This window comes from Sporosarcina sp. SAFN-015, assembly GCF_059415085.1.
Genome location: NZ_JBPFDR010000001.1, coordinates 362331 through 388497, shown reverse-complemented (window position 1 = coordinate 388497; position 26167 = coordinate 362331). Strand labels below are relative to the sequence as shown.

Below are 26167 nucleotides of genomic sequence, written 5' to 3'. Positions count from 1 at the left end.
ACCCCCGTGCCAAGCCCGCCAAACGGCCAAGAAAGATTGTCTAGCAAGGAGTGAAAAGGAGAAAAAAATATCCGGAGCCGCCAAATTGGCACTCCGGATGCTGCTTGTAGCAATTAGAAGAAAAAGAGCCCGATACTGACAACAATTCCGCTCAATATTAATACGAACACACAGTAGCCCATAATATCCTTTGCGCGCAATCCGGCAATCGCTAGCGCCGGCAATGCCCAGAATGGCTGAATCATATTCGTCCACGCGTCGCCCCATGCGATCGCCATAGCAGTTTTTGAGTAGCTGACGCCTAGTTCTTGAGCCGCTCCAAGCATGACCGGCGCTTGAACTGCCCATTGCCCTCCGCCTGACGGTACGAAGAAGTTAACGAGCCCCGCCGCATAGAAAGTGAAAAGTGGGAAAGTCGATTCAGTTGAAATGCTAACAAACCATTGGGACATAACCTTCGCTAATTCTGAATCCACCATCATGCCCATGATTCCTGCGTAAAACGGAAACTGGATAATAATCCCGCCCGACGTCTTCACAGCATTTGCAACTGCCGCAAGAAAACGCTTTGGAGTTCCGTGGAAAATGATGCCTAGAATAAAGAAAATCAGGTTGACAATATTCAAATTCAAATCGAAGCCTTTGCTGACAAAGTGCTGCACAAGATAAACGACACCTAATGCACCAATGAGCATTGATAAAATCACACTGTTTTCAAGGCGTGCCGCAGGCGTTTTTTCTTGTGCCTCGTCTACTTCAAATTCCTCTTCCAACAGCTTAGGGTCGACGGTGACCGTATCCTCCGGTTTTGGCATCATAAAACGATTCAACAACGGTAAAGTTATAAAAATGACAGCGATAATAAATAGATTATACGTTGAAAAAATCGTTTCGGACGTTGGAACGACACCCATCATTTTTTCGTATGGATGACCCTCCGTTGCAATTGACAACGGAATTGACCCGCCTAGCCCTCCGTGCCAAATGATAAATCCGGAATAAGCGCTTGCGATTAACAGCCGATAATCGACCGTCGTCACTTTCTTTGCAATCTCTTTAGCAAACAATGCTCCGATGACTAGACCAAATCCCCAGTTGATCCAACAAGCAATCAGCGATACGACTGTGACGAGTAGAATAGCCGTACCCGGTGACTTCGCCAATCCTGCCAGCGAACTTAATAATTTCTTGAAGAAAGGACTGCTTGCCAATACATGTCCTGCGACTAATACGATAACCATCTGCATCGTAAATGCAAGAAGACCCCAGAAACCATTCCCCCAGTGGGCCGTCATTTCGAGCGGACCCGAATCCGTTAGACCGATACCGAGCAAAAAGACGACAAGAGTCAGAATGGCAACGAATATGTATGGATCCGGCAAGTACCTTTCCATGATCGTGTTCGACCATCTTGTAAGTGTTTTCATTCCCATTACCCCCTATTTTTTCTCACACCCTATTAGACTACCATATTCAAATTAATGTGCAAAAATGTTTTTTCCGAAAAGTGAAACGTAATTGATTCCAAGAAGTCTACTTTGTAAAGAGGAATTTGAGGAAAGGTGATGAAATTGAGGAAACCGGTTATATGGTTTGCTGTTGCTATGATTATGGTCATGGTCGTTGCAGGAGTCACAATGTTCATGGAGAAGGTGAATGTTTTCGCAGCAGGTACAGCTCTTAGTGACAATGGATGGAAAGCGCATTTTTCCGAACCTTTGGCGAAAGGGGCCATTCATGATGGTTATGTTTATGTAACCGATCAAAATGGCGCGAAGGTGGAAGTGGGGTTGGAATTAATGAACGATGGCAGGACATTGCAAGTAGCAGGGCTTCAACCGGGCAACTATGCATTGCGGATGGAGCAAAAAGCGGTGAGCAGCCAATTCAAGTCGCTCAAGCGTAATAAAATCGAATTCACAATTTATGATTCAATTGAATCAATCAGCTCTGCAGCTGACTTGAAAGCGTATTTTGAGAGAGCGAAGGATATGCAGTCTGTAGCGGTATCCTATGAAGCGGTTGAAGAAGAATCATCTGCAAAAGCTTCGATGGATAGTGCGAAAACATCGAATGCGGTTGGCGGTGGCGACCATTCATCGACAAATATTCAAGTCGAAGGCGTGGACGAATCGGATATCGTAAAGACGGACGGCGATTATGTGTACTCCATTTTCGAGGGGACGTCCGTAAAAATCGTCGATATCCGAAATCCTAAAAAGATGAAAATCGCTGCTGAAATTAATCCGAAAGACGATTATTATCCATCACAGCTATTTTTACATGATGACTTGCTCATAGTGCTTGGCGAAAAAATGCAGCGCTATCCGGATAAAACGAATATGATGGATAAAATCATGCCGATGAACAGCTTGACGACTGTCCGTCTATACAATATTGCGAAGCCGGAAAAGCCGGTTTTCGTCCGCGAGCTTGGTGTGGAAGGCTATTTAAAGAGTGCGCGAAAGACAGATGGCATGCTGTATCTCGTGACAAATGTGTTTCCGGATTTCTGGGCGATGGAAGAAATCGAAGGGGATGCACTGCGTCCACGCGTGTTTGATTCGAATGAAAAAGAGAAGAAATTCATGGAATTCGGAGACATTGCCATTTTACCTGGCGCAACCGACCCTTCCTACTCCGTCATTACGGCAATCGACTTGACGTCTCCAAAAACTTCCGAACTTAAAACGAAAGGGTTTCTTGGAAGCAGCGACCAAATGTACATGACGAAGGACCATCTCTATTTGACGGCATTGAAATACGAAACAACAACAAATTCACGCAGTGCCGAAATTATGATTTGGAATCCGGGTAAAGCAAATACTGAAATCTTCAAGTTTACGCTCGACGGGGCTGATATCGAGTTTTACCGTTCGGCTGAGCTGGGCGGGACGATTTTGAATCAATTCTCCATGGATGAATACAAAGGGAATTTCCGCGTTGTCATGACGGAAGGAAATATGTGGGATGAGAAAAACCCTTCTAAAAACCATCTGTATATTTTGAATGAAAACATGAAAACGACTGGCTCGGTGAAAGGCCTCGCGAAAGGGGAACGCATCTATTCGGCGCGCTTCATGGGAGATAAAGCATATATGGTGACATTCAGGGAAACTGACCCGCTATTCGTTATAGATGTCGCTGATCCTGCCAAGCCGAAAGTGTTAGGCGAGTTGAAAATCCCAGGTTTCTCGAATTATTTGCATCCATTAGATGAAAATCATTTGATCGGCTTCGGATATGATACAGTGGCGAGGAAGAATCCGTCGGGAGGCGAGCCGCTGATTTTGACGCAAGGTATGAAAATCTCGTTGTTCGATGTAACGGATTTTCATAATCCGAAAGAGAAATTCACGGAAATCATTGGAGGGCGGGGAACGTATTCACCTCTCCAATACGATCATAAGGCGCTGTTCCAGCATAAACAGAGGAATCTCTACGGTTTCCCGATAAGCATCTATGAAGAGGGAAAAAAGGAGTTTGATGTGGACTATAAAGGTTCCGGAGCTCTCGTTTATGAAATCACTCCAGAAAGCGGAATTGTGCTGAAAGGCGATTTGGTGAATAAGAAAGCTTCTGGCGAACAGTATGAAGATTGGGAGAAGCAGATCCAGCGGCTGCTGTACAGCGGAGATAGCTTGTTTACATTGTCTATGAATGAAATGAAAAGCTATAAGCTCGACTCCTTTAAGGAAATCGACACGTTGAAGATGAAATAAAAAAGGAGCCGCACCCGTGCGGCTCCTTTCAGCCTGTTGACAAACGCTCGCATCCGTTGTTGCTCGTCTCGCTCGTCCGCTCATGAACTTTAGTTCTATTCGCGTCTTCGCTCGACTTCGCGCCTAGGCTGGCAAGCGTTTTCAATCAGTCTGAGGAAATTCCTGTCCATTGCCACTTGCTTTAAAATGAAATCTCATTCCCTTTTACAGGTTCTCCGATATAATAGCCTTGGATGGCATCAATGCCCATTTCTTTCAATGCCTCGAACTGCTCCTCAGTCTCGACGCCTTCCGCAATGACGTAGAGGCCCATCGATTTCCCGAAAAGAATCATCCCTTCGACGAGCTGCCGTGTTTTCGGCATCGTCAGCAAGGAATTAATGAACACTTTATCAATTTTCACTTTGGAAATTGGCAATTGCTGCATGTATCGGAAAGAGGCATATCCCGTACCGAAATCATCGAGGATGAATCGAATGCCTGTCTCTTCAAACGCTTTCATTTGTTTAATGATTGTCTGTTCCTGTTCAGCTTGGAACGCGAATTTTTCCGTTATCTCCAATTCAATCTTATCCGCAGGGCACTTCGTTTTCTCTAAAATGCCTGTCAGCTTTTCCTTCATCTGCGAAGAGTCGCCGAATTCCCGTACCGATGAATTGACGGAAATGCGGATATCGGGTTTATCGGCCATCAGCTTGACTGCAAGAGTAGCAGCTTCTTCGAGCACGTAAGCTCCGATAGCATGAATCAACCCATTCTCCTCCGCAATCGGTATCAGTTCATCCGGCTGAATATGCCCGATTTCTTCGTCCTCCCAACGGACAAGCGCTTCATACACAAGAACGTTGCCCGTCGCTATATCCAACTGCGGCTGATAGACGACTTGCAAGTTATTACGATCTAGCGCTGTCAGCATTTTCTTGTCGATGAGGGAACGACGATTCAATATTTTATGGGACTCTGCGGATAAGGAGGAAATACGCCCTCCGCCTTGCTCGGTAATCGCTTTCATCGCTGCTAACGCTGCTTTGTAAAGATGTGAATAGGAAAGCTGGTCTTCCGGATATCGGACGATGCCTCCACTTACCGATAACGGTAATGAATGGTTCTCGATGTAGATAGGCTGCTCTTTCAAAAACTCTAGAAAGCCTTGGACGAACCAATCCCCGAAAGACGTCAGAACGACAAATTGGCTGACGCCGACTCTTGCGATTGAGTCTCCTTGGAAATACCGTTTCAATCTGTTCGTAAATTCCTGGATCAAAACTGATTCTGAATCATACGATTGGAGATCTTTCAGTGTATAATAGTGATCGATTGCTATGTACACGAACGAAAAATGCCTATTCTCTTCAATATATTCATTGACAAGCGTCTCTAATTTGTGCCGACTCATCAGTCCGGTCTCAAAATCGATGAAGGCAATTTGCTGGAGCTTCTCCTTTAACTCGACGTCTTCTGTAATATCAAGCTCTAAAAAAGTACTAGATTCAAGCGTTCCGTTCGCATCTAACGTAGGGATAGCCATCATTTTTACATAATAAGGTTCGCCATGCCGTGTCATTTTTTCGGCTGTTCCGAACCAAGATTTCCCGCTTGATAGACGGTTCCAAATCGCGTGTGCTTGCGCCTGGCTATGTTCATCCTCGGAAAACATTTGCCAAAAGGATTTTCCGAGAATTCGTTTTGGTGTCCAATTGCTTGAAGCTAAGAAGTTATGATTCGTGTAAGTTATCAAGCCTTCACCATCCGTACGGGTCACCATTAAGAACTCTACAAGACTGTCCATGACAATCGGTAGTTCGGTTCTATCTGTTTGGTTTGCCGGTTTCATCTTTTTGTCCCCTTTCGGATGTCATATGTATTTTATTATATAGGAAGTTCAGTAAATATACAGTACATCTTTTATGACATAACAAGCACATCTAAGAAGTTATTACACAAAACAAAAGGTCGTGGATTAATATGGAAAGAGCAAAAGGGATTTTCATGATTATCACAGGAGCTATGCTCTGGGGTGCGACGGGACCGATGATGGAATGGATTCTGGATACTGGTAAAATGTCCGTCTCCTTCATGCTTATCGTCCGGCTGGTGCTAGCAGGACTCGGGCTCCTTCTCGTCTTAAAAATAAAAGGCGTACATATTACGCGCCCGCTCCGCCAAAAAGTATGGCTTCGTCAAATGGTCATTTTCGGCATCATTGGCATGCTCGGCGTGCAATTTTCATTCGCTGGATCGATTCATACGAGCAACGCAGTCATCGCGACACTATTTCAATTTCTAGCGCCAATTTATATCATCCTATTCGTCTCAATTAGGCAAAAGGAATACCCGCCAGCTGCTCAAGTGATCGGAATGGCTGTCACGATGGCGGGCCTTTATCTTCTTCTGACGAACGGAACGCTATCCGGCTTCGCTTTGACGAAGGAAGCACTTTTCTTCGGGCTTGCCGTCGGATTCACATTTGCCTTTTACACACTGTATCCTGTTCGGCTTATGAATGAATGGGGAGTCCTCCTCGTCGTCGGATGGGGCATGCTGATTGGGGGATTTACGCTTCTCTTTTTAAATATCTTGACGTTCAGACAAGAAATCGATGTACTTGCTGAGGTGAAATTATCCTCCATGCTGCTGCTAGTCATTATTGTCGGGACGGTCGCATTCCTTCTATTCCTCGGCAGCATGAAATATATTTCCCCGGTCGAAACGAGCATTCTTTCAAGCTTCGAACCGCTGACAGCGATGATTATTTCCGTCATCTGGTTCGGCAGTGTATTGGGCTTATGGCAAATAGTCGGCGGTGCCATTATGCTTGTTGGCGTCACGGGCCTTTCGATAGCGGGAAGCAAGGCGAAAGAAGAAGGTATACCACCGGAATCCTGAAGAAGGTTCCGGTTTTTTGACGTTCATCGATGTCAGAACTTCCGAACTACTCAATATACGCCCTATACAGAGATAGCGACCTGTGTCATAATGGTGACAATAAAAAATAATTCGTAAAACGAAACAGTTTTTGGGGGTCCGTAAGATGAAGACAGTTTTTTCATATGCAAAGCCGTATAAATGGCCGATTCTCATTGCCTTGTTCCTCATGCTGACAGAGCTGATGGTAGAGTTGATTCAGCCATTATTGATAGCGAAAATCATCGACGACGGCATATTAGCGGAAGATGTCAGTGTCATTTGGACATGGGGAAGTGTCATGATGGGTCTGGCGTTCGTCGCATTCTTTTCAGGTGCGATTAATTCTTACTTTGCTGCTCATGCCGCGCAAAGCTTTGCGTTTGACTTGCGCCAGGCGCTATTCCGCCAAGTGCAGTCATTCTCCATGGCTACCTTTTTACGATTTCCGACAGCGGGATTGATTACCCGCTTGACGAGTGACGTGACAATGGCGCAAAACGTCCTGTTCATGTCGCTCCGGATTATGCTACGGGCACCTTTGCTAGTGCTCGGCAGCTTGATTATGGCATTTCTCGTCAATGTGAAGCTAGCGCTCTACCTCGTCATCGGGGCACCGATCCTGTTAATTTTCCTGTTTATTATGGCGAGAAAAGGGGTCGGCTATTTTGCAACCGTGCAACGTAGGCTTGACCGGGTGAACCGTGTCATTCAAGAAAACTTGCAGGCGGTTCGTCTTATTAAAGCTTATTTACGTGGAATGTACGAAGCAAGCCGGTTTTCAAAAGTAGCAGGGGCACTCCGCAAGGATACCGTCAAGGCAATGCGCATGATGGAGCTCATTTTGCCCGTTCTGCTATTCGTCATGAATGTCAGTCTTATGGCTGTCCTTTGGTTTGGTTCCGTCGAGATTGGGAATGGAAACGCACAAGTCGGCGAGCTTGTCGCGATTGTCAACTATGCGATGCGGATGACAGGCGCATTTTCGATGTTTGCCTTCATTATAAGTGCATTCTCCCGCGCGAAAGCATCCTCTGAGCGGATGGAGGAAGTGCTGCTTGCGGATGAGGATTTGGAAAACCACGACATGGAAAGCTCGGGGCTGGGCAGCCTGGAAGGTGATCTCCGTTTCGAAAACGTTTCCTTCCATTATCCAGGGAAGCCGGAACCGATTTTGGATAAAGTGTCTTTCCACGTGTCTCCTGGCGAAAAGCTCGCCATCATGGGGGCGACCGGATCAGGAAAATCGACGCTTCTCAATCTTATACCAAGGATGTTCGAACCGACGGAGGGGAAAATCTACGTCGGCGGAATCGATGTGAAGGAGTGGGCGCTGAAAGATTTGCGTGATACGATCGGGCTCGTCCCTCAGCAGTCGATTCTTTTCACGGGGTCCATTTTGGAAAACCTTTCATGGGGAGACAGCGATGCGGAGCCGGATGAACTGATCGAAGCGGCTATGAAAGCACAAATCCACGAATCAATCGATTTATTCCCGCAGAAGTACGGAACGCGGGTCGGACAAAAAGGAGTCAACTTGTCGGGCGGACAAAAGCAACGGTTATCCATTGCGCGGGCGCTCGTCCGGAAACCTTCGATCCTCATCCTTGACGACAGTACGAGTGCATTGGACGTCAAAACGGAAAATGCCTTATGGGAAGCGCTGAAAGGAGAAGCGGCGACGATGCTTGTCGTTACGCAGAAAGTGCAGACGGCGAAAGGTGCGGATCAAATTCTTCTATTAGATGAAGGGAAGGTCGTCGGATACGGCAACCATGCAGATCTCATGAAGCAATCAGCATTGTACCGGAAAATAGCCGAATCCCAATCGGAAGAGGAGGTGGACGCTGATGTTGCGAACAATTCGTAAGCCATTCGGATATGAACCGATTATCAAGAAAGAAGACATTAAAGGTCCTGGCAGAAAGAAAGTAGAGCGGGCAAATGATTGGAAATCGGTATTGCTAAGAATTTGGAAGCTTGTCGATGAACAACGGGGGCTGCTTATACTCGTGCTCGCCCTCGTACTCGTCAGCTCGGGTCTCGCATTGCTCGGCCCATTCCTGATCGGGCAAATAATTGATACGCATATTATTCCGATGCAGTTTGACGGATTGGGATCCAAGATCGGCTTGCTGATCGCAATCTACGCGGGATTATCGCTTGCGACTTATTTCCAAAGCTTTTGGATGGTCGGCATCGCGCAACAAACGATTTTCAGGTTGCGGACGAGTCTGTTTACTCATCTTCAGAAGCTGCCTGTCACATTTTTCGATAAAAGGCAGCATGGAGAATTAATGAGCCGTGTGACGAATGACATTGAAAACGTCAGCCAGACGTTGAATTCATCATTCATCCAAGTGTTCTCAAGTATTTTGACATTGTCAGGAACACTTGCGGTCATGCTATATCTCAGCCCGATTTTGACATTGCTGACGATGATCATCGTTCCGGTCATGTTCATCGCAATTCGGTGGATTACCCGACGAACGGGATTGCTGTTCAAGGAGCAGCAGCAAGCGGTCGGACAATTGAATGGGATGATTGAAGAAACGATTTCAGGACAACGGATCATTAAAGCGTTCTCGCAAGAAGAGCGTGTCATGGAGGAATTCGCGGAAAAGAGCGATCGACTGCGCAGAACGGGGTTCTGGGCATTGACGTATTCCGGATTCATTCCCAAAGTGATGAATATGTTGAACAACGCGGCGTTTGCGATTGTCGCAGGTGTCGGCGGATTGCTTGCACTTAAAGGGGATGGCATTGTTACTATTGGAACAATCGTCATCTTCTCCGAGTATGCACGCCAATTCACACGACCGCTCAATGATCTGTCAAACCAATTCAATACCGTCCTTTCCGCGATTGCGGGGGCGGAACGGGTATTCAATATTATGAATGAGCCGATCGAGCAGGATGATGCGGTCGGACATAAGGACACCGTCTTAACAGGTGATGTCCAATTCAAAAATGTCTCATTTGGCTATGCGGTCGGTACGGACGGTTATACGGTTGAAGACATTTCCTTTCACGTAAAACCTGGCGAAACAGCGGCATTCGTCGGAGCGACCGGAGCAGGGAAGACGACGATTATGCAGCTGCTTGCCCGCTTCTATGAGGCGAATGAAGGGCAGATCCTCATTGACGGAATTCCGATTAAGGAACTGCCGCGCCAAACATTGCGGAGCCAGACAGCATTCGTCCTCCAAGATCCGTTTTTATTCGAAGCCACCGTCATGGAAAACATTCGGTACGGCAAGCTCGACGCCACGGATGAAGAAGTGATCGAGGCGGCGAAAAAGGCGAATGCACATAGCTTCATTTTGAGGCTTGAAAACGGATATGACACCGTTCTGACAGCGGATGGCGGCGAAATTTCACAAGGACAGAAACAGTTGCTCTCAATTGCAAGGGCACTCGTCGCAGACCCTGTATTGCTTCTACTCGATGAGGCGACAAGCAGCATCGATACCGTCACTGAACTCGAAATCCAAGAAGCGCTAGACCGGTTAATGGAAGGAAGAACGAGCTTCGTTATCGCCCATAGGCTGAATACGGTTCGAAAAGCCGACATCGTCTACGTCATGGGGCAAGGCAAGCTCATCGAATCCGGCAGCCAAGAGGAATTGATTGAAAAACAAGGGGTTTATTATACGATGTTGAAGGATTCGAAAATATAAGCACAAAAACAGGCGAGGAAAATGTTCCTCGCCTGTTTTATTCAAATCGTTATTTTCGATCTTCAATATCCAACTTCGTACCATCGTCGAAGTTCACTTCCAAATCGAACTTCGTATATGAGTCGAGTCCAAACCATTCCATAATTCTATTAGTAACATCTTCGTTCGACATATCATGCGTCAGCATAATTTTCGTGAAGAACTCATCCAGCTTATCGAACGCTTCCTGATCCTTCAAATTTAAATTCGCTAATCTATTCACATACTTTGCATCACTGGCTTCATTCACATCATACTCTGCATCAACGGCATCTTTCCCATCGACCTCAATCTCCAAATCGAACTCATTGAAGCCATAGCCGTCGCCCGTATTCATCGTGCCGCCTTCTTTTTCATCCTCGTAAATAATCGTCGCATCTTCCCGCGCCGGATCATCTGCATTTTTGCTTGCATTTCCACAAGCGCCAAGGACGAGAACAGCCATTAAAAGAAGCATGACGACCTTCATATTATCCCTCATGTTCGCAAACCTCCTGTTGTAGTCTCTATTTATTGATTTCCTACATTCTGCGAAATTAAACACAAAGACCATTTTTGGGAATCGCGTCAGCGAAAGTGGTAGGAATGGAATTGGCCCGCATTCATTTTATCGGGGAACGCGGGAATTTGTGCGAGTCGGTGATAACGGTCAGAGAGTCGGTGATAAACTCGTTTAAGTCGGTGATAAAGTGTCAAGAGCCGGTGATAACATCCACTAAGTCGGTGATAACAACATATTTGCGGCTAATAAAAAACAACCGGGCGCTTGCACCGGTTGTTTCTTACCATTTCGCGCGGTGATCTTCCGCGCTGCCAAGCATTTGACGGATTCGTAAAATCGAGCCGTCGTTCAGCTTGACACGGCCGTTGAAATAGCCGACGAGCTGATTGACGTTCGTTTGGACGAGCTGCGCATTCGTCTTGGAAACCCGCTCAAAGAAAGGGGAAAACGTCAAGTCGACTTGGTCAGAAAACTTTGTTCCGATATGCCAAGGATGCATGAAATTGTCCTTGTCATACGTGAAGATGACATCTTCATGCAGCTTCGTCATGACACCGTCTACGAATACTGCATTTTCCGTCATTCCCGTACCATCCGTCCATTTTCCGCCGAAATTCAGACCGATTCTCCGACCACCTAAACGTTGGGAAGCCATCGCCCAATTCCACTCCGCTTCGCGCGGCCAAATACCGCGTCCATAATCGAGCACGGCAAAGCTATAATCAGGATTGAAATTATACCGTTTCTCCCCGATCTTCACGAAGCCCGCTGTCGGCAATGTATGGTGCTTTGCTGTGAATTGGAACCGATCCCGGTTGCGGGGGATAACGACGTTCAACGAATCATCTTCGTCCGGATGCGCGATGTGAAGATCGGCATGAAGCACTTCATTATCAAAATCGGGTATCGTCACAGATAGATGGGTTTCTCCTTGTATATGCACGAGCTGGACGGACATCCGCTCGTTGACGAATTTCACACTGCCAAGAACATCCTCCGGCATCTTCACCTTTCGCCCAACCGGCAGCACGACTTGCTTCTCATAGAACCGCTGCGTTTCATAATCGAGCAAATAGACAAAGCAGACAGCCGCATAATCCAAATGGCTGATCGTCGCAGAAAATAGAAGATCCTCACCGAACACACACCAATAATTCCATTTCTTCTTCCGCATGAAATGGCCCTTTAAATTGCTTATAATGATAGGACGGCGGGCAAACCCAATTGCTTCGGGATTCAACATCCCTTTCTGATCGCACAGAAACACCGTGTCCTTCAGTTCTCTTTCAGCATGTTGCAAGGAGATCTCCCCCGATCTATTGTCTTTTTAATGTGACATGTTATAATCTATATTGTATCAGATATACGGGGCATTAGCTCAGCTGGGAGAGTGTCACGCTGGCAGTGTGAAGGTCACCGGTTCGAACCCGGTATGCTCCATCATTAGGAACCTCATCAAATTAACATTTGATGAGGTTTTTTATATAGGCACCTAGTAAATCCAGGAACGCAATAATAAAATTTAGCACGGGGATGGCATCGGTAAAAGTTCGATATCTTTTCCGTTTTTTTACGATTGACACGACACCAATTAGTGTCGTATTATAGTGACACCGAACAGTGTCCAATCTTTAGGAGAGGGGGAAGGATTTTGATTACGACTGACCAAGAGCGCGATGTTTTTGTAGCCATTGCAGATCCGACGAGACGAAAGTTGATATGGTTATTGGCAGGTTCCGATGAGTTGGCGCTTTACGAATTAACCCCTCATTTTCAGATGGGACGTACTGCAGTTTCTAAACATTTAGCAATTCTGAAAGAAGCTGATTTAGTGAAAAACCGTAAAATTGGCAGAGAAACAAGGTATCGGTTAAACGCAGCTCCCTTGCAGGAAGTTAAAGACTGGTTATCGTTTTATGAGGATTTTTGGACGGAAAGTGCGGCGAAACTAAAGAACTTATTGGAGGAATAGATGATGGCGGATTTATCATTGGATTTTCAATTTAAAAGTCCTATCAATAAAGTATGGGATGCATTAACGAACTCAGAAATTCTTGCGAAATGGGTGATGGAAAATAATTTCAAACCGATTGTCGGATACAAATGTCAGTTTCGGAATGAGGCAATCGGTTTAGTTGTAGAGAGTGAAGTATTGGTTGTTGATGAGCCTACTACATTATCGTACACATGGGTCGGTGGACCGATCGATACGATTGTCACATGGACATTAAAACAGGAAGGTGAAACAACCCACTTACATCTGGCTCACACTGGATTTGAAGAAGAAAATCGGGCTGCGTTCAATGGCGCGAAATATGGTTGGACAAGTATGGTTGACGAGTTGAATAAACTGGTAGGAGAAATGTAAATGGTTTTTTTTCAAGATGCAGTAGCAATCTTCAAAAAGAGAGACTTAGTATTCATTGAGAGCTACAAAGAATCAGATGGTGTATATACTTTTCGATTTGAAAAAGAGAAGAATTTAACGTGGAAAGCGGGACAACATGGGCTGTTTACGATTACTCATAAGAAAATAAAAAATGGTATACGTCCAATAAGTGTGGCATCTGCTCCTGCTGAGAATATTGTTCAACTAACGCTAGGAATTAGTGATGATCCAAGTGACTTTAAAATGGCGATGTTAGAATTAAAACAGGGCATGAAAGTAAAAATGAGCGGGCCAGTAGGGTCGTTTTATTTAACCGATAACGGTCCTTCCATCTTTATTGCGGGCGGTATTGGAATTACACCATTCCGGTCGATGCTAAAGCAGATTGAGGAGGAAGGGAACGTAGGCGGAAAGCAAATACATCTACTTTATATAGATAGCAAAAAGTCATTTGTATATAAAGATGAACTCGATGAAATTGCTAATAATACTGCGGCAACTGTAACGTACCTCGATCAGAGGAACGACTTACCTGAGGAAATAAATAAGCTGTCCAACTTATATCAGAACGATGGCAACTACTATATTGCAGGTCCTAAGGCGATGGTAGAATCCATTTCCGCTCATTTACAAAGTAATGATATTTCGAAGAAGAGTATTAAAAAGGATGTCTTTTTTGGTTATTAAAGAAACCCCATTCTATGGGGTTCAAGAGTGTAGACAAAGTCGTTTTTGGACTTTGTCTACACTCTTTTTTAAGGCAAGTGGCAATGGGCAGGAATTTCCTCAGCCTGATTGAAAACGCTTGCCAAGGAAGGCAACCTAAGATCGCCACGTCCTGTGGCAACGGTTGCATGACTCGCTTCCTGCGAGCCCGCGCGAAGTCGAGCGAAGACGCGAATAGAACTAAAGTTCATGAGCGGACGAGCGAGAAAGGAAGGCATCCTAAGTGCGCCGCGTCCTGCGGCAACGGATGCATGACCTACTTCCTGTAGGCCTCAACAACGGATGCGAGCGTTTGTCAACAGGCTGAAACCCCATTCTATGGGGTTTTTTTGAATTGCTTTGTTAATGGGAGGGGCACATATACATACAAAGTTGAATATCTTATAGGCGAAGTCATTATAACGACGGAGGAATCGTTATCGGTTATTTGGTTACTGTAGAGTCAGGTGTAAATCTGTATGTTGAAGATCTTAATCCGGAGGGCAGCAAGACCATTGTATTTATACATGGATGGCCGTTGAGTCATAAACAGTTCGAATATCAGTTTAATGTGCTTCCTACAATGGGGTATCGATGTATCGGCATAGACTGGAGAGGCTTTGGAAATTCGGATAAACCTCTCGATGGCTATAACTTAGATAGATTGGCTGATGATATCCATGTAATTGTCGGTACACTTCAATTAAAAGATTTTGTACTTGTAGGTCACTCGACGGGTGGGTCTATTGCGATTCGGTATATGACCAGGTATAACGGTTATGGGGTGTCTCGGCTTGTTCTTGTTGACGCCGCTGCCCCAATAGGCTTCTCAGAAGAGACAGCTAATCGGTATTTGGAACAATCGTTAAATGATCGCCCAAAGCTGATGCAGGAAGTAATAGACGGCTTTTTCTTTCAATATATATCGAGCCGATTCTCAGATTGGTTCTTTCAAATGGGAATGCAAGCTGCGGGATGGTCGACGGCTGCAATCATTGTTTTATTAAGAGAAATGAATTTGTCTGAGGATCTTCCGAAAATTGTTGCCCCAACGTTACTTATTCATGGTATCCATGATAAAGTTATTCCCTTTTCACAAGCTAAGGAAGTAAATAAATTAATCTCGAATTCGCAGCTAGTCCCCTTCAAATATAGCGGCCATGGTGCTTTTTGGGAAGAGCGTGATAAGTTTAACGAGTTATTAATTCAATTCATTCATTAATAAAACAAAAAAATTGCCCTACACTTAATTGTGAGGGCAATTTTCATTTTTATATCATTTATCCTTCCCAAGAACCTTCTCCCAATCAATTGTCCCGTCCTTCACTTGATCGCGAAGGGGATTGGGACGTCTTCCATTTCATTTTTACCAAGCCATTCAAGCTCTGCTCCAATTGGAATCCCTTCTGAAATATACGTCAAATAAGCGACCATGGCGTTCAGGTCCTCATCGCCTTCCTCAAAAGGCTCGCCGTTCATGCTGCGGACCATGCATCCATTAATACGATCTTCAAGAGTAAGCACTTTGTCTGCCCTCTCATTATATTGTGGATAAACGGCCGTAATGCCGACAAGAGAAGAGGTGTCTTGATCGAGTCCGTCTCCAGCGTGGCAGCTTGTACATGATAATTCATTCACAAGATGCTCACCGTCCTCCACAGAAGATGCCTTTGCGCGTATTGCGTTGGATGTGTCATTAATTAATTCGCGTCCTCTCAAAATCGCTTCTCCCATCGGTCCTTCAGGCACATCGTCGAGGGAAGGCGGATTATACGCAATCTCCTCTCCTTTTTCTTCTGTAACAGCTGGAGATTCCCCATCCATGAGGGCTTTATCGTTTTTCAGCTGATTCGCTAACAGGACGATGATTCCTAGAGATATAAGAAATAAGAATCCGATAGTTAGTGTAGTGATCTATTCACCTGTCTCCCTCTCTTTCTCTAACTATAGTATCCCTGTACCCTTTGTATATTTTGGTAAACGGGTGTAGACGGTGAGTAGTGTGTAGTAAAAAAGGTCCAATCTAAAGATTGATAAAATTAGAAACCTTCCTGTATACTTAGTAGGAGTTTGAGTGAGAGGTGAGGCTTTAATGAAAAAACAGAAATATTTGCCGATTGCTGTCTATGCAGCTCTTTTGGCTATGGCCATTGCGGCGAATATCCAACCTATATTATTGGATTTTGGTCTCACCTTCATTATTCCGACAATCTTTTTACTGCTCATTCTATCATTATATGGCTTTCCGATAGGGATCCTGTCAGCGTTCATAACGGCGGGAATCGGATTATATATTGACGGCTCCATCATCGGTGCAGTATTGCTTATGACGGAAATTGCGGCAGTAGGTCTATTGTTGAAATACCGCAAATGGGGCGTATTATATAGCGCACTTCTTTATTGGGCTGTCATCGGACTGCCGATGTATGCAATTTATGTATATATGCATAACGAATTGGACGGTTGGTTTGCCATATTGGCATTGATCAGCAAATTGATCAATAACATCCTTTGCGCGCTCGTCGCTGAAATACTTCTAACGTATATCCCTTTTAAAAGATGGATCTATGGGGATGAAAAGAATACATATTCATTCCACTACTTGATTTCGCACATCGTTCTTATGGCAATTGCGCTTCCGTATTTGATTTTTTTAATCGGTGACATTCATTACACAGAGAACCAAATTGAGCGATCGATGAGCAGCCAGCTGCAAGGGCGAGTGAAAATCATTACGAATGAACTGAGGGATTGGGATGAGTATTCTATTTTAGCATTGCGTCTTCAGGGCGTTTTGCAAGTTGCGAAAGTGGATTCATTGATAGGGAACATTGATGAGCAAAATATGCACATCTATGTATTGGATAAGGACAATCGTATGTTGTATTCGAATTCACAATCCACTTTGGACAGTACAATTGCGAAATTCAGCGGTGAAGGGCATTTCACGGAAATCGGGACAAATAGTTATCGATGGGTGCCAAGAGATCCGAATGGGATGGACGATGCCGCTATCATCGGACAGACAAGCTATTTATCCACCGTTGAATTTAATAAGAATTCGATGCGTGTCCTCGTTGAGGTGCCTTTGAGAATTATGTTCGAAGAGGAAGTTAAAGGATTTGCGTTGGAATATGCAAACCTCTTGTTGTTCATCGTCATCGGAATTGGTTTTACCGCAGTTTTGAAGGCATATATTGTGCGCACTTTCGGCAAGTTATCCGATACGACGACGGGCCTTCCGAGAAAGCTGAAGGAGTCGGCACATATTAAATGGCCGAAGACCCGGATGATTGAGTTCAACAAGCTGACGGAAAACTTCAAGGAAATGTCTTTTGAGTTGACGGATATGTTCGAGGAGTTGCAAGAGTCAAGGAACCGCCTGCATCATATGGCTTTCTATGATTCGCTTACCGGTGTGAAAAACCGATCCCATTTCATGGAGATTTTGAAAGAGTCGGTCGAGACGGCTGAAAAGGAAAGCCCGCACGCATTGATGTTCATGGATTTGAATGGCTTTAAAGGCGTTAATGACACATATGGGCATGACGCGGGGGATGCAGTCCTTCAACAGATTGCAAAGCGATTGACAGAGGTATGCGGTGAAGCGGGGTCACTCGCAAGGCTTGGTGGGGATGAATTCGTTGTACTGTTGCCGAATTCTTCAAGGGAAATGGCTGCCGAAATGGCCAAGTCCATTATGAAACAGATCGAAAAACCGGTTCATTTTAATGGTCATTTGCTACAAGTCGGCATTAGTATCGGCATCAGTTTGTATCTACACGATTCACATACCGTTGATGAAATGATGCATCATGGCGATATGGCGATGTATGCATCGAAGGCCTATGGAGGTAGTCGTTTCACCTTCTATGACACGATTTCGTAAGAAGGGCATGAAAATATATGAAGAAAATAGTTTACGTTTCTATTATGCTGATGCTTTCATGTATTCTCGCAGCGGCATGTGATTCTGCCGAGGAATCTGCGCCGTTCGATTTGAATGTGAAAACAACCGGGAATCCCGATCATGAACGGGAAAGTGACAATTTGATCGTTTGGTCTGATATTACGATCGGAGATGAGCTCATTCGGGAGTTTGAAAAGGTGAATCCGGGAGTATCTGTTGAAGTTGTAGAGAAGCCTTTGGAAGCACAGCTGAAAGGTTATATGGAAGCGATTGTCGACAACGAACCTGTAGATATATTTGTAATGGACAGCTCATTTCTTGGAAAGTTTTCGACATTGCAAGGCTTCGAGGACTTAAATGCGGAACCGTATCGGGCCGGGCGTTTTAAAGAAGGCATCTCGGAAGCAGTATGGAATAATTATATATCCAGAAACGATGAAGGGATGTTTGCGCTGCCTGTCGCCCTGAGTCCTACTGTCCTTTATTACCGAGCGGATTTGATGGAGAAATACGGATACCCTTCTGATTCGACAGCGTTGGGCGTTTATTTGGAATCGGAAAAAAATCTGTTTTCGCTTGCGGAAAATATGAAATCGCATGGCCATTCGATTTTCCTGTGGGATTCGTTTGCCATTGACTTATATATTTCGCAATTTGGCTTCCTCAATGATAACTATGAAAATAATATTCCGGCAGAAGAATTTACTAAGCTCACCCAACTTACGGACACAATCATCCGAAACCGTTTTGCGATCAATAAAGACATTTGGCTTGAGGAAGGGAAGCGAGCGATTCGGAATGATGAAGTCATCATGTTGGCGTTAGGGAGCTGGGGAGAGAAATATTTGCCGGAATTTGCACCCGGCCAATCGGGAAAGTGGAGAGCCACTAAGCTTCCACTAAGAATGAATGGCTGGTCGAGCAGTACAGCCCTTGCCATCCCATCACATAGCGAAAAGAAGGAGCTCGCCTGGAAATTTATCGAATTCACGATGGAGAAAGGGATGGATTTCAAGGAATGGCCGCTCATACCTGCCTATGAACCTGCCCGAATGGAAAAAAGGCGAAGTGAACAGGCCAATCCTTATTTCGGAAATCAAAAAACGTATGCCTTGTATGATGATCTGTTGAAAGAGACGGACATGCATGGAGTGACACCATTCGATGATGAACTATATGTAACAATGTATAATGTCATCCTCCCAGGGCTTGATAGGGGGCAGGAATCCGAAGATATCTATAAAAATTACATCAAAACAATAAATGAAAAATACGGAGAGCAGATAGAGGTTCTAAGAAATATTGACTCAACGAAGTAATCTTTCTTGTTCGGCATGACACCTACCCAATTTTCATACGATTGGAATACGGGGGTGTTTATGCAAATTGTATAACCGGGAAGCGGCGGTACGGTATGCGGATGAATGGTGGAATGGCAGGAACCCGGCATTCCCTTCATTTGATGTCGACTGCACAAGTTTTATTTCACAATGTTTGCTAGCTGGTGGGGCACCGATGTATGGATATCCGAACCGTGAACGGGGATGGTGGCTGCAAGGGGGGACGTGGAGCTTTAGTTGGTCGGTTGCCCATTCGATGCGGTGGTATTTGGCGGGCTCGAAGAGGGGTTTGACTGCACGGCAAGTCGGCTCGCCTGAGGAACTCGATCTCGGTGATGTCATTTGCTACGACTTCCAAGGGGACGGCAGGTTCGATCATACGACGATCGTCACGGCGAAGGACGGTGCGACGCCGCTCGTCAACGCCCATACGTATGATGCGTACCATAGGACGTGGGACTATAAGGATTCCTATGCATGGCGGGAAAATGCAAAGTATGTTTTCTTTAAAATTAATGATCAGTTCAGTTGAAAATGAGAAAAGACGGAGCCGTCAAGGCATTCCGTCTTTTACTTTTTTATGCTTGTTGAAATAAACATGGAGGCGTCTTGATGCATAAAAATACGTTCTCCGTGATGGAATGTCTTCATTTTAATTGATGTAAATCCAACTTCGGACAAACTATTTTTCAGTCCTTCATGCGAAAAGCCGTTATGAACTTTCGGGTGATTTACATTATCGTTCTTGTCAAAATCAACAATGATCAGCTTGCCGCCATCGTGTAATGTATTGTAAAGTTCTTGCAGGATTTTTTCAGTATCTGGTATATGAAGAAGGACGAGCGACAGTAAAATGATGTCTGCTTTCATTTCAGGAGTTTCTTGCGTGAAGTCTGAATAAAGCACTTTTGAATTGGCGATCCCTTTGTGGGAAATTTTAGCTTCCGCAACCTCCAGCATTTGTCTAGACGAATCAACGAGCAAAATAGAATCTACTACATCGGCTAACTCCAAACTGACTAAACCAGTTCCACTGCCGTAATCAAGTAAAGAGCTTGATTTGCTGTTTTGTAGTTCTTGTCTTACTTCCTTAACAATAACTTTTGCTAATTCAATTCTTTCTTCCGTGTCATACCGTTTTGCCATCTGCTCAAAAACGTTATTTTCCATATTCCGCTCCCTGTTCGTAAATTTCAGCTACATGGTGAACATTATAGCAAAATTGAAACAGGAAGGCATGATTGTGCTCTTAACCTTCAGTCATACCATAACACGGCTATCGTCCCTTCGCCTGCGTGGACGGCGAGAGTGGAACTGATGTCGCCGACTTCAACGCTAAGCCCTGGTACTTGGCTCAGGATCATCGTTTTTAATTCTTCGGCTTGCTCGGGAACATTGCCTTGCATTAGATAGATTTTCCCTTTTCCTTTCGGGTGTCCTTCCGCTACTTTATCGACCAAATATTGAAGTGCTTTCTTTTCGGAACGTACTTTTTCGATCGCTTCCAATTTTCCGTCGGACATAATTTGGATAATCGGCTTCACCTTCAATAGGCTGCCGAGGAAGAACTGGACACCATTCATCCGGCCGCCTTTGTACAACTGCTCCAATTGGCCAATGTAAATGAAGTTTTTCAGCTTTCCTGCCATTTTTTCAACAGTTTCTTTGATTTCCGGTACGGACACTCCTGCGTTTTGCAATTCCATTCCTTTTTCAATCAACCCGGTGATCCCATAGGAAACGGAGCGAGAGTCGATGAAAGTGATCGGGAAGCCTGAGATTTCTGCTCCGGCCATGGAAGAGGCAAGAGTACCGCTCAATTCGGCTGATACGTGAATGGCGATTGCCTGCTCATAGTCTTCCGCTATTTTCTTAAACTGCTCGGCGAACTCGCCGGCTGATGGTTGGGATGTTTTAGGGAACTCCGTTGCATTTTTTATGTTTTCATATAATTGGGTTGGCGTCAGATCAACACCATCAACAAATTGCTTTTCCCCGAAATGTATATTTAACGGGATTGAGAAGAAATCAGGGTGATTTTTCAACTCGTCTGTAATATAGGCAGTGCTGTCAGTTATCCATGCTATCGGCTTTTTCGTCATTTGTAAGTCATCCTTTTCTAAACATTCACTTCTTTCATTACTATACTACAGAAAGTAATCTCTTGAAATGCAAATCGGAAGAAATAGTTGGGAAGGCTGCTAAAATGATGGAGATGTCCACAGCTGACTGCTTTTCGTGTATAATGGTCGTCAGTACGATACAAAGGGGAGTTCGTTATTATGAATGAACAGGCACTTTCAGTAAGGGAAGCGATCATCGGTCGCCGCTCGGTTAAAAACTTTAATGGGCAGCCGGTTGACCTTGAAAATATATTATCGGTTTTGGAAGATGCTAGATGGGCACCGACTCATGGCTTACGTAATCCTTGGCGTTTCATCGTCGCGGCAAATAAGGAATATGTGAAATTCCAAGACGTTTTAAAAGAATATGGCATACCAAAGTGGAAAGAACTGTCCGAAGAGGAATTAGAGAAGCAAATGAAGAAATTCCGCACGCCGGGTGCTGTCGTATTTGTCGTCGTCCAAGAGGATGTCCGCCAGAAAGAACGGCTTGAGGACTATGCAGCGGCAAGCGCTTTGATTCAAAATGCAATGCTTCTCGCTTGGGATCAAGGAATCGGGACGTGCTGGAAAACACCACCTTTCATCGATAATCCGAAATTCCGAGAAGAACTAGGCGTGAAAACTGGAGAGCGAATCATCAGCATGCTGCAATTCGGTTATTACGATGACATTCCAAAAGGCCGGGTGCGCACGCCGCTTGAAGACATTGTCACATTTTATGGAATGGAAGACGAGCAAGAAGAGGAATAAGAAAAAGAACTGTCCGGAAAGTCGACACAATGACTTTCCGAGACAGTTCTTTTTTGTAATAAAGAAGGGCTGTGCTCAAGCAAGCTGCTTCGCGCTCAAGAAATCGGTCCCGCGCTCAAGAAATCGTCCCTCGCGCTCAAAAACTGAAATCCGCGCTCAAGAAGTCGCCCCTTGCGCTCAAGAAATCAAGTCCGCGCTCAAGAAATCGTCCCTCGCGCTCAAGAAATCAAATCCACGCTCAAGAAGTCGGTCCCCGCGCTCAAAAACTTGGATTCGCGCTCAAGAAATCGGTCCCGCGCTCAAGAAATCGTCCCTTGCGCTCAAAAACTGAAATCCGCGCTCAAGAAGTCGCCCCTTGCGCTCAAGAAATCAAGTCCACGCTCAAGAAGTCCATCCCCGCGCTCAAAGCAAGCTGCCGCACATCCAATTTACTTCTTCAAATCGTCTTTTGAAAACTGTGCAAGCTCGTTATAATAATCCCCAATTACACGCAAGCCTTTGTCGAAGTTCTCCAAATGGAAATGCTCGTTAGGCGCATGGAAATTCTCGCTGGAGAGGCCGAATCCCATAAGGACGACCGGTAAATTCAAAATTTCATCGAACGCTGCGACAATCGGAATTGAACCGCCCATACGAGTAAAAGCGGTAGGCACATCATATACTTTTTCATACGATTTTCCGGCAGCTTGAATAGCTGGGTGGTCGAAGGGTGTGATGAAAGGTTTTCCTTTATCGAATTCGCTAACCGTTACTGTGACTCCTGCTGGCTTATGTTCTTCGATATGGGCTTTCAATTTTTTCACGATATCCTCAGGATCTTGGTCGGGAACGAGACGGCAAGTGATTTTAGCGCCGGCTTCCGAAGGCAATACTGTTTTGATTCCTTCGCCTGAAAAGCCTCCGAAGACGCCGTTCACTTCAAGCGTAGGCCGTGTCCATGTCCGCTCCAAATACGAATAGCCTTTTTCGCCGAACAACTCGCCAACGCCGATTTCCTGCTTTAACGCATCCTCGTCGAAGTTGAGCGCTTCGTAGGCAGCACGCTCTTCGTCAGCTAATGGGCGCACGTCATCGTAAAATCCTTCGACCGCAATCGTCCCTTCTTTGTCATGGAAAGATGCTAGAATTTCAGAGATCGCATGGATCGGATTTTGTACACCGCCGCCATAAATGCCAGAATGCAAGTCGCCTTTCGCGCCTTTGACATCGATTTGAACGCCAGCGAGTCCTCGTAATCCGTAGCAGATGGCTGGTTTGCCTGGCCCATACATGCCCGTATCGGAAATGACGATAATATCAGCGGCCAATTTCTCTTTATTCTCTTCAATATACTTCTCAAGGTTCGGACTGCCGATTTCTTCTTCACCTTCAATGATGAATTTTACGTTCACCGGCAAGCTGCCGTTTTCATTCATCAATGCTTCGACTGCTTTGACATGCATGAAAACTTGGCCTTTGTCATCACTCGCGCCGCGTGCATACAATTTATTATCACGCACTTCCGGCTCGAACGGTCCGCTTTCCCACAGGTTCACCGGGTCGACGGGCTGAACGTCGTAATGGCCGTAAAATAGAATCGTCGGTTTTCCTTCTGCGTGCAGCCAGTCTCCGTAGACGACGGGATGTCCTTCCGTCTCGTCGATTGACAGGTTTTCAAGCCCCGCCTGGTGGAATGAATCCTTTAGCCATTCAGCTGCTTTCTGCATGTCCGGCTTATGCTCGGATAATGCGCTGATACTAGGGATGCGAAGGAAATCTTTCAGTTGCTCCAAATGCTCTTCCCGTTTGGATGTGAAATACGCGTCGAGTTTTTCCAAATGACTCAAAGTGAACCCCTCTTTTCAAAATTATTTCGTGAATAAAAGTATTATAGCATGTCGTTTGAGATTCAAGTTATTCAAAAGGACGGATTTGCTATGAGTATGTTATGATATGTAAAACTTGCTAAATGAACGAACAGTTGAAGTAAGAAATTCTGGGAGGAATCACTTTTGTTTATAGCACTAGGGTTCTTTTTGCTAATGTCGTTCTTCCTTTCGGGGAGTGAAACGGCACTTACCGCGGTGAACCGCATGAAAGTCCAGCTTCGCGCTGAACAAGGCGATTCAAAATCGATCAAGCTGAGAGATCTCATATCGAAGCCGGACAGGATGATCACGGCTATCCTCATCGGGAATAATATAGCGAATATTATGATGCCGACAATCGTCACAATGATTGCAATCGATAGGGGCTTGCAAGTAGGGGTCATGACAGGGATTTTGACGGTCGTACTCATCGTTTTCGGAGAAGTTTTGCCGAAGACGATTGCAGCGACATTTGCCGATCGTATCGCTTATTTTGTTGCACCGATCATATGGGTACTCGTAAAATTGTTAACGCCGTTGACAGCACTCCTCGCTTTATTCACAAACATCTTCATCCGTATTATTTCAAAAGGTGCCGTGACAGAAGCTACGTTGACGAAGGAAGAGCTTCGTTCTATGGTGGACATCGCTTCGACGGAAGGGACATTCGAACAGGAAGAATCACTCCGTCTGAAAGGCGTGCTCGATTTTCCTGATAAAGATGTCTCTGATGTGATGGAAACGCACCGTACCGATATTATCGGGTTGTCAATCGAGTCGACATACGAAGAAGTGCGCGATACGATCTTGGAATACTTCTATACACGTTATCCAATTTATGAGGAAAGCATAGACCGGGTCGTCGGAATTTTCTATTCAAAGATGTTGATAGAGTGGTCCATGCATCCTGAGAAGAAGCTTGCGGAATTGATGGATGATGAGCCTTTATTCGTCGTTCAGACGGCAAGCGTCGAAAAAGTGTTCAAACTAATGCTGGCGAATAAAAAACATATGGCCATCGTGTTGGATGAATACGGTGGAACGCTCGGTATCGTCACACAAGAGGATATTATCGAAGAAATGATAGGGCAGGATATCGAAGATGAAACAGACTTCGACGAAGAAGTGCTCGTTTACGAAAAGAACGAGGAACTGCTGATCTGTCATGGACGCCTTGAAATTGTCGATGCCGTCGACCTGCTCGATGTTGAATTGCCGACAGATCATGAAACAATCGGCGGATTCGTCATGCAAGAGCTCGGTCATGTACCCGAGGAAGGGGAACGTTTTACATACGAAAACCTGTACTTCGAAATCGAGGAAATGGACCGCAGCCGTATCGTCAAGATGAAGATTACGAAACGGCATGATCAGGAAATTGAACGCCCCGCAGATTGATTGCGGGGCGTTTTTTTAAGGTGATATGATGGGCCATACGTCCCGAAATGAGCATAACTTCCTGAGATTGCGCCATAACTCGTCCGAACTCACGCATAACTGAATCCAATTGCGCCATAACTCGTCAAGATTGCGCCAAAACACACCTGAACTCGCGCAAAACTTTCGAGGCTTACACAAATGTAAGTTTAGTGAAAGGCAAGTCGATAGTTTGTAATGGAAGATTCCTTGATAATGAGGACAACAGTTACAAAACGGAGGAGTTATCTTATGAAAATCGACTTGACTGAGCTATATGACGAATATGGCAGATACATATACCATTTATGTTTGAAACTAACACGCAATAAAGAGGAAGCCGAAGACCTCATGCAAGACGTGTGGGTCAAGGTTGTCCGCTATAGCGGGAAAATGGACAGCGTCGACCGGATGAAAGCATGGTTGACGACGATTTGCATGAACACATTCCGCGATCGCTACCGGAAAGATGTCAGAAGAAGCAAGCACGTTATGAACCAACCTGAAACATTGGACGTTCCGATACTCGATTTGGTTCCAAGCGACAATCCGACTCCAGTCGAAATGATTGAGCAAAACGATATTCAGCTTATGGTGCAACAGAAAATCGGCCAATTGGACGGCATTTACCGGACGACGATCGAATACTTCTACGTATATCAATATTCATTGATCGAAATCGCGGAAATGATGAAAGTTTCGATCGGTACAGTAAAATCGCGTCTATTCCGTGCGAAAAAGTATTTGAAGGAATTAATGATGGACGATACAACGGTGAGAGAATACGTCACTGCTTAATAAGGATAAATGAAAAATGCCTCTTACAGGAGGCGTTTT

Annotated in this window: 22 protein-coding genes and 1 tRNA gene; 15 read left to right on the top strand and 8 right to left on the bottom strand. The window is 45.1% G+C overall.

The features are described from left to right. Positions 1-113 precede the first annotated feature (113 nt). On the bottom strand, positions 114-1427 hold the full coding sequence (locus ACR65H_RS01755) for a short-chain fatty acid transporter (protein WP_440498335.1): 1314 nt from the start codon (positions 1425-1427) through the stop codon (positions 114-116). Between the two features lie 138 nt (positions 1428-1565). Between ACR65H_RS01755 and ACR65H_RS01750 the strand changes: the two genes are divergently transcribed. Beyond that, positions 1566-3722: a beta-propeller domain-containing protein gene (locus tag ACR65H_RS01750; RefSeq protein WP_440498334.1), complete on the top strand. Its 2157-nt coding sequence runs from the start codon at positions 1566-1568 to the stop codon at positions 3720-3722. A 181-nt stretch (positions 3723-3903) separates the two neighbouring features. Here the strand turns inward: ACR65H_RS01750 and ACR65H_RS01745 are convergent, their stop codons facing one another. After that, entirely contained in the window at positions 3904-5556 is a 1653-nt protein-coding gene (locus ACR65H_RS01745; RefSeq protein WP_440498333.1) for a sensor domain-containing protein, read from the bottom strand. A 131-nt stretch (positions 5557-5687) separates the two neighbouring features. Between ACR65H_RS01745 and ACR65H_RS01740 the strand changes: the two genes are divergently transcribed. The 3 genes from ACR65H_RS01740 (at position 5688) to ACR65H_RS01730 (ending at position 10306) form a co-directional block, all read left to right on the top strand. After that, a complete protein-coding gene (locus ACR65H_RS01740; protein WP_440498332.1) occupies positions 5688-6608 on the top strand; it encodes a DMT family transporter in 921 nt (306 codons plus the stop codon). Positions 6609-6753: 145 nt separating this feature from the next. Beyond that, positions 6754-8496 carry an ABC transporter ATP-binding protein gene (locus tag ACR65H_RS01735; RefSeq protein ID WP_440498331.1) on the top strand — a complete coding sequence of 581 codons (1743 nt, stop codon included), beginning with the start codon at positions 6754-6756 and terminating at the stop codon, positions 8494-8496. Continuing rightward, a complete protein-coding gene (locus ACR65H_RS01730; RefSeq protein WP_440498330.1) occupies positions 8477-10306 on the top strand; it encodes an ABC transporter ATP-binding protein in 1830 nt (609 codons plus the stop codon). Before ACR65H_RS01735 ends, ACR65H_RS01730 begins: the two co-directional genes overlap by 20 nt. Positions 10307-10355: 49 nt before the next feature. Here the strand turns inward: ACR65H_RS01730 and ACR65H_RS01725 are convergent, their stop codons facing one another. After that, positions 10356-10826, bottom strand: coding sequence for a YusW family protein (locus ACR65H_RS01725; protein ID WP_440498329.1), 471 nt, complete (start codon positions 10824-10826; stop codon positions 10356-10358). A gap of 301 nt (positions 10827-11127) precedes the next feature. Beyond that, positions 11128-12147, bottom strand: coding sequence for a DUF2804 domain-containing protein (locus tag ACR65H_RS01720; protein WP_440498328.1), 1020 nt, complete (start codon positions 12145-12147; stop codon positions 11128-11130). Between the two features lie 67 nt (positions 12148-12214). Between ACR65H_RS01720 and ACR65H_RS01715 the strand changes: the two genes are divergently transcribed. The 5 genes from ACR65H_RS01715 to ACR65H_RS01695 all read left to right on the top strand — a co-directional run bounded on the left by ACR65H_RS01715 (position 12215) and on the right by ACR65H_RS01695 (position 15163). After that, positions 12215-12287, top strand: a tRNA-Ala gene (locus ACR65H_RS01715). A 211-nt stretch (positions 12288-12498) separates the two neighbouring features. After that, the gene (locus tag ACR65H_RS01710; RefSeq protein WP_440498327.1) at positions 12499-12819 is read left to right on the top strand and encodes an ArsR/SmtB family transcription factor; all 321 of its coding nucleotides are present in this window, start codon (positions 12499-12501) and stop codon (positions 12817-12819) included. Between the two features lie 3 nt (positions 12820-12822). After that, positions 12823-13215, top strand: a complete 393-nt coding sequence (locus tag ACR65H_RS01705; RefSeq protein ID WP_440498326.1) for an SRPBCC family protein — start codon at positions 12823-12825, stop codon at positions 13213-13215. Then, on the top strand, positions 13216-13923 hold the full coding sequence (locus tag ACR65H_RS01700; protein WP_440498325.1) for an FAD-dependent oxidoreductase: 708 nt from the start codon (positions 13216-13218) through the stop codon (positions 13921-13923). Positions 13924-14380: 457 nt separating this feature from the next. Continuing rightward, positions 14381-15163, top strand: coding sequence for an alpha/beta fold hydrolase (locus tag ACR65H_RS01695; RefSeq protein ID WP_440498583.1), 783 nt, complete (start codon positions 14381-14383; stop codon positions 15161-15163). A 101-nt stretch (positions 15164-15264) separates the two neighbouring features. Here ACR65H_RS01695 and ACR65H_RS01690 read toward each other — a convergent pair whose 3' ends face one another. Next, complete coding sequence (locus ACR65H_RS01690) at positions 15265-15765, bottom strand: c-type cytochrome (protein WP_440498324.1); 501 nt, start codon at positions 15763-15765, stop codon at positions 15265-15267. A 268-nt stretch (positions 15766-16033) separates the two neighbouring features. Between ACR65H_RS01690 and ACR65H_RS01685 the strand changes: the two genes are divergently transcribed. The 3 genes from ACR65H_RS01685 to ACR65H_RS01675 all read left to right on the top strand — a co-directional run bounded on the left by ACR65H_RS01685 (position 16034) and on the right by ACR65H_RS01675 (position 19723). Next, positions 16034-17830, top strand: coding sequence for a diguanylate cyclase domain-containing protein (locus ACR65H_RS01685; RefSeq protein ID WP_440498323.1), 1797 nt, complete (start codon positions 16034-16036; stop codon positions 17828-17830). Positions 17831-17847: 17 nt separating this feature from the next. Next, a complete protein-coding gene (locus ACR65H_RS01680) occupies positions 17848-19170 on the top strand; it encodes an ABC transporter substrate-binding protein (protein ID WP_440498322.1) in 1323 nt (440 codons plus the stop codon). Between the two features lie 67 nt (positions 19171-19237). Next, complete coding sequence (locus ACR65H_RS01675; RefSeq protein ID WP_440498321.1) at positions 19238-19723, top strand: amidase domain-containing protein; 486 nt, start codon at positions 19238-19240, stop codon at positions 19721-19723. Positions 19724-19761: 38 nt separating this feature from the next. Here the strand turns inward: ACR65H_RS01675 and ACR65H_RS01670 are convergent, their stop codons facing one another. Together ACR65H_RS01670 and ACR65H_RS01665 are read right to left on the bottom strand one after the other, a co-directional pair. Continuing rightward, entirely contained in the window at positions 19762-20361 is a 600-nt protein-coding gene (locus ACR65H_RS01670; RefSeq protein WP_440498320.1) for a class I SAM-dependent DNA methyltransferase, read from the bottom strand. 86 nt (positions 20362-20447) lie between these two features. After that, positions 20448-21293, bottom strand: coding sequence for a DegV family protein (locus ACR65H_RS01665; RefSeq protein WP_440498319.1), 846 nt, complete (start codon positions 21291-21293; stop codon positions 20448-20450). A gap of 180 nt (positions 21294-21473) precedes the next feature. On the opposite strand from ACR65H_RS01665, the gene ACR65H_RS01660 reads away from it, so the two are divergent. Further along, complete coding sequence (locus tag ACR65H_RS01660; protein ID WP_440498318.1) at positions 21474-22067, top strand: nitroreductase family protein; 594 nt, start codon at positions 21474-21476, stop codon at positions 22065-22067. A 428-nt stretch (positions 22068-22495) separates the two neighbouring features. Here the strand turns inward: ACR65H_RS01660 and ACR65H_RS01655 are convergent, their stop codons facing one another. Next, entirely contained in the window at positions 22496-23893 is a 1398-nt protein-coding gene (locus ACR65H_RS01655; protein ID WP_440498317.1) for a dipeptidase, read from the bottom strand. A 165-nt stretch (positions 23894-24058) separates the two neighbouring features. Here ACR65H_RS01655 and ACR65H_RS01650 point away from each other — a divergent pair, with 165 nt between their 5' ends. Together ACR65H_RS01650 and ACR65H_RS01645 are read left to right on the top strand one after the other, a co-directional pair. After that, positions 24059-25312, top strand: a complete 1254-nt coding sequence (locus ACR65H_RS01650; protein ID WP_440498316.1) for a hemolysin family protein — start codon at positions 24059-24061, stop codon at positions 25310-25312. A 270-nt stretch (positions 25313-25582) separates the two neighbouring features. After that, complete coding sequence (locus ACR65H_RS01645; RefSeq protein ID WP_440498315.1) at positions 25583-26128, top strand: RNA polymerase sigma factor; 546 nt, start codon at positions 25583-25585, stop codon at positions 26126-26128. Positions 26129-26167: the final 39 nt, after the last annotated feature.

Bases quoted from the DNA above. Each gene is read 5' to 3' on its own strand.
- ACR65H_RS01755 (WP_440498335.1), bottom strand. From the start codon at position 1,427: ATGAAAACACTTACAAGATGGTCGAACACGATCATGGAAAGGTACTTG.
- ACR65H_RS01750 (WP_440498334.1), top strand. From the start codon at position 1,566: ATGAAATTGAGGAAACCGGTTATATGGTTTGCTGTTGCTATGATTATG.
- ACR65H_RS01745 (WP_440498333.1), bottom strand. From the start codon at position 5,556: ATGAAACCGGCAAACCAAACAGATAGAACCGAACTACCGATTGTCATG.
- ACR65H_RS01740 (WP_440498332.1), top strand. From the start codon at position 5,688: ATGGAAAGAGCAAAAGGGATTTTCATGATTATCACAGGAGCTATGCTC.
- ACR65H_RS01735 (WP_440498331.1), top strand. From the start codon at position 6,754: ATGAAGACAGTTTTTTCATATGCAAAGCCGTATAAATGGCCGATTCTC.
- ACR65H_RS01730 (WP_440498330.1), top strand. From the start codon at position 8,477: ATGTTGCGAACAATTCGTAAGCCATTCGGATATGAACCGATTATCAAG.
- ACR65H_RS01725 (WP_440498329.1), bottom strand. From the start codon at position 10,826: ATGAGGGATAATATGAAGGTCGTCATGCTTCTTTTAATGGCTGTTCTC.
- ACR65H_RS01705 (WP_440498326.1), top strand. From the start codon at position 12,823: ATGGCGGATTTATCATTGGATTTTCAATTTAAAAGTCCTATCAATAAA.
- ACR65H_RS01700 (WP_440498325.1), top strand. From the start codon at position 13,216: ATGGTTTTTTTTCAAGATGCAGTAGCAATCTTCAAAAAGAGAGACTTA.
- ACR65H_RS01690 (WP_440498324.1), bottom strand. From the start codon at position 15,765: ATGGATGGGGAATCTCCAGCTGTTACAGAAGAAAAAGGAGAGGAGATT.
- ACR65H_RS01685 (WP_440498323.1), top strand. From the start codon at position 16,034: ATGAAAAAACAGAAATATTTGCCGATTGCTGTCTATGCAGCTCTTTTG.
- ACR65H_RS01680 (WP_440498322.1), top strand. From the start codon at position 17,848: ATGAAGAAAATAGTTTACGTTTCTATTATGCTGATGCTTTCATGTATT.
- ACR65H_RS01670 (WP_440498320.1), bottom strand. From the start codon at position 20,361: ATGGAAAATAACGTTTTTGAGCAGATGGCAAAACGGTATGACACGGAA.
- ACR65H_RS01665 (WP_440498319.1), bottom strand. From the start codon at position 21,293: ATGACGAAAAAGCCGATAGCATGGATAACTGACAGCACTGCCTATATT.
- ACR65H_RS01660 (WP_440498318.1), top strand. From the start codon at position 21,474: ATGAATGAACAGGCACTTTCAGTAAGGGAAGCGATCATCGGTCGCCGC.
- ACR65H_RS01645 (WP_440498315.1), top strand. From the start codon at position 25,583: ATGAAAATCGACTTGACTGAGCTATATGACGAATATGGCAGATACATA.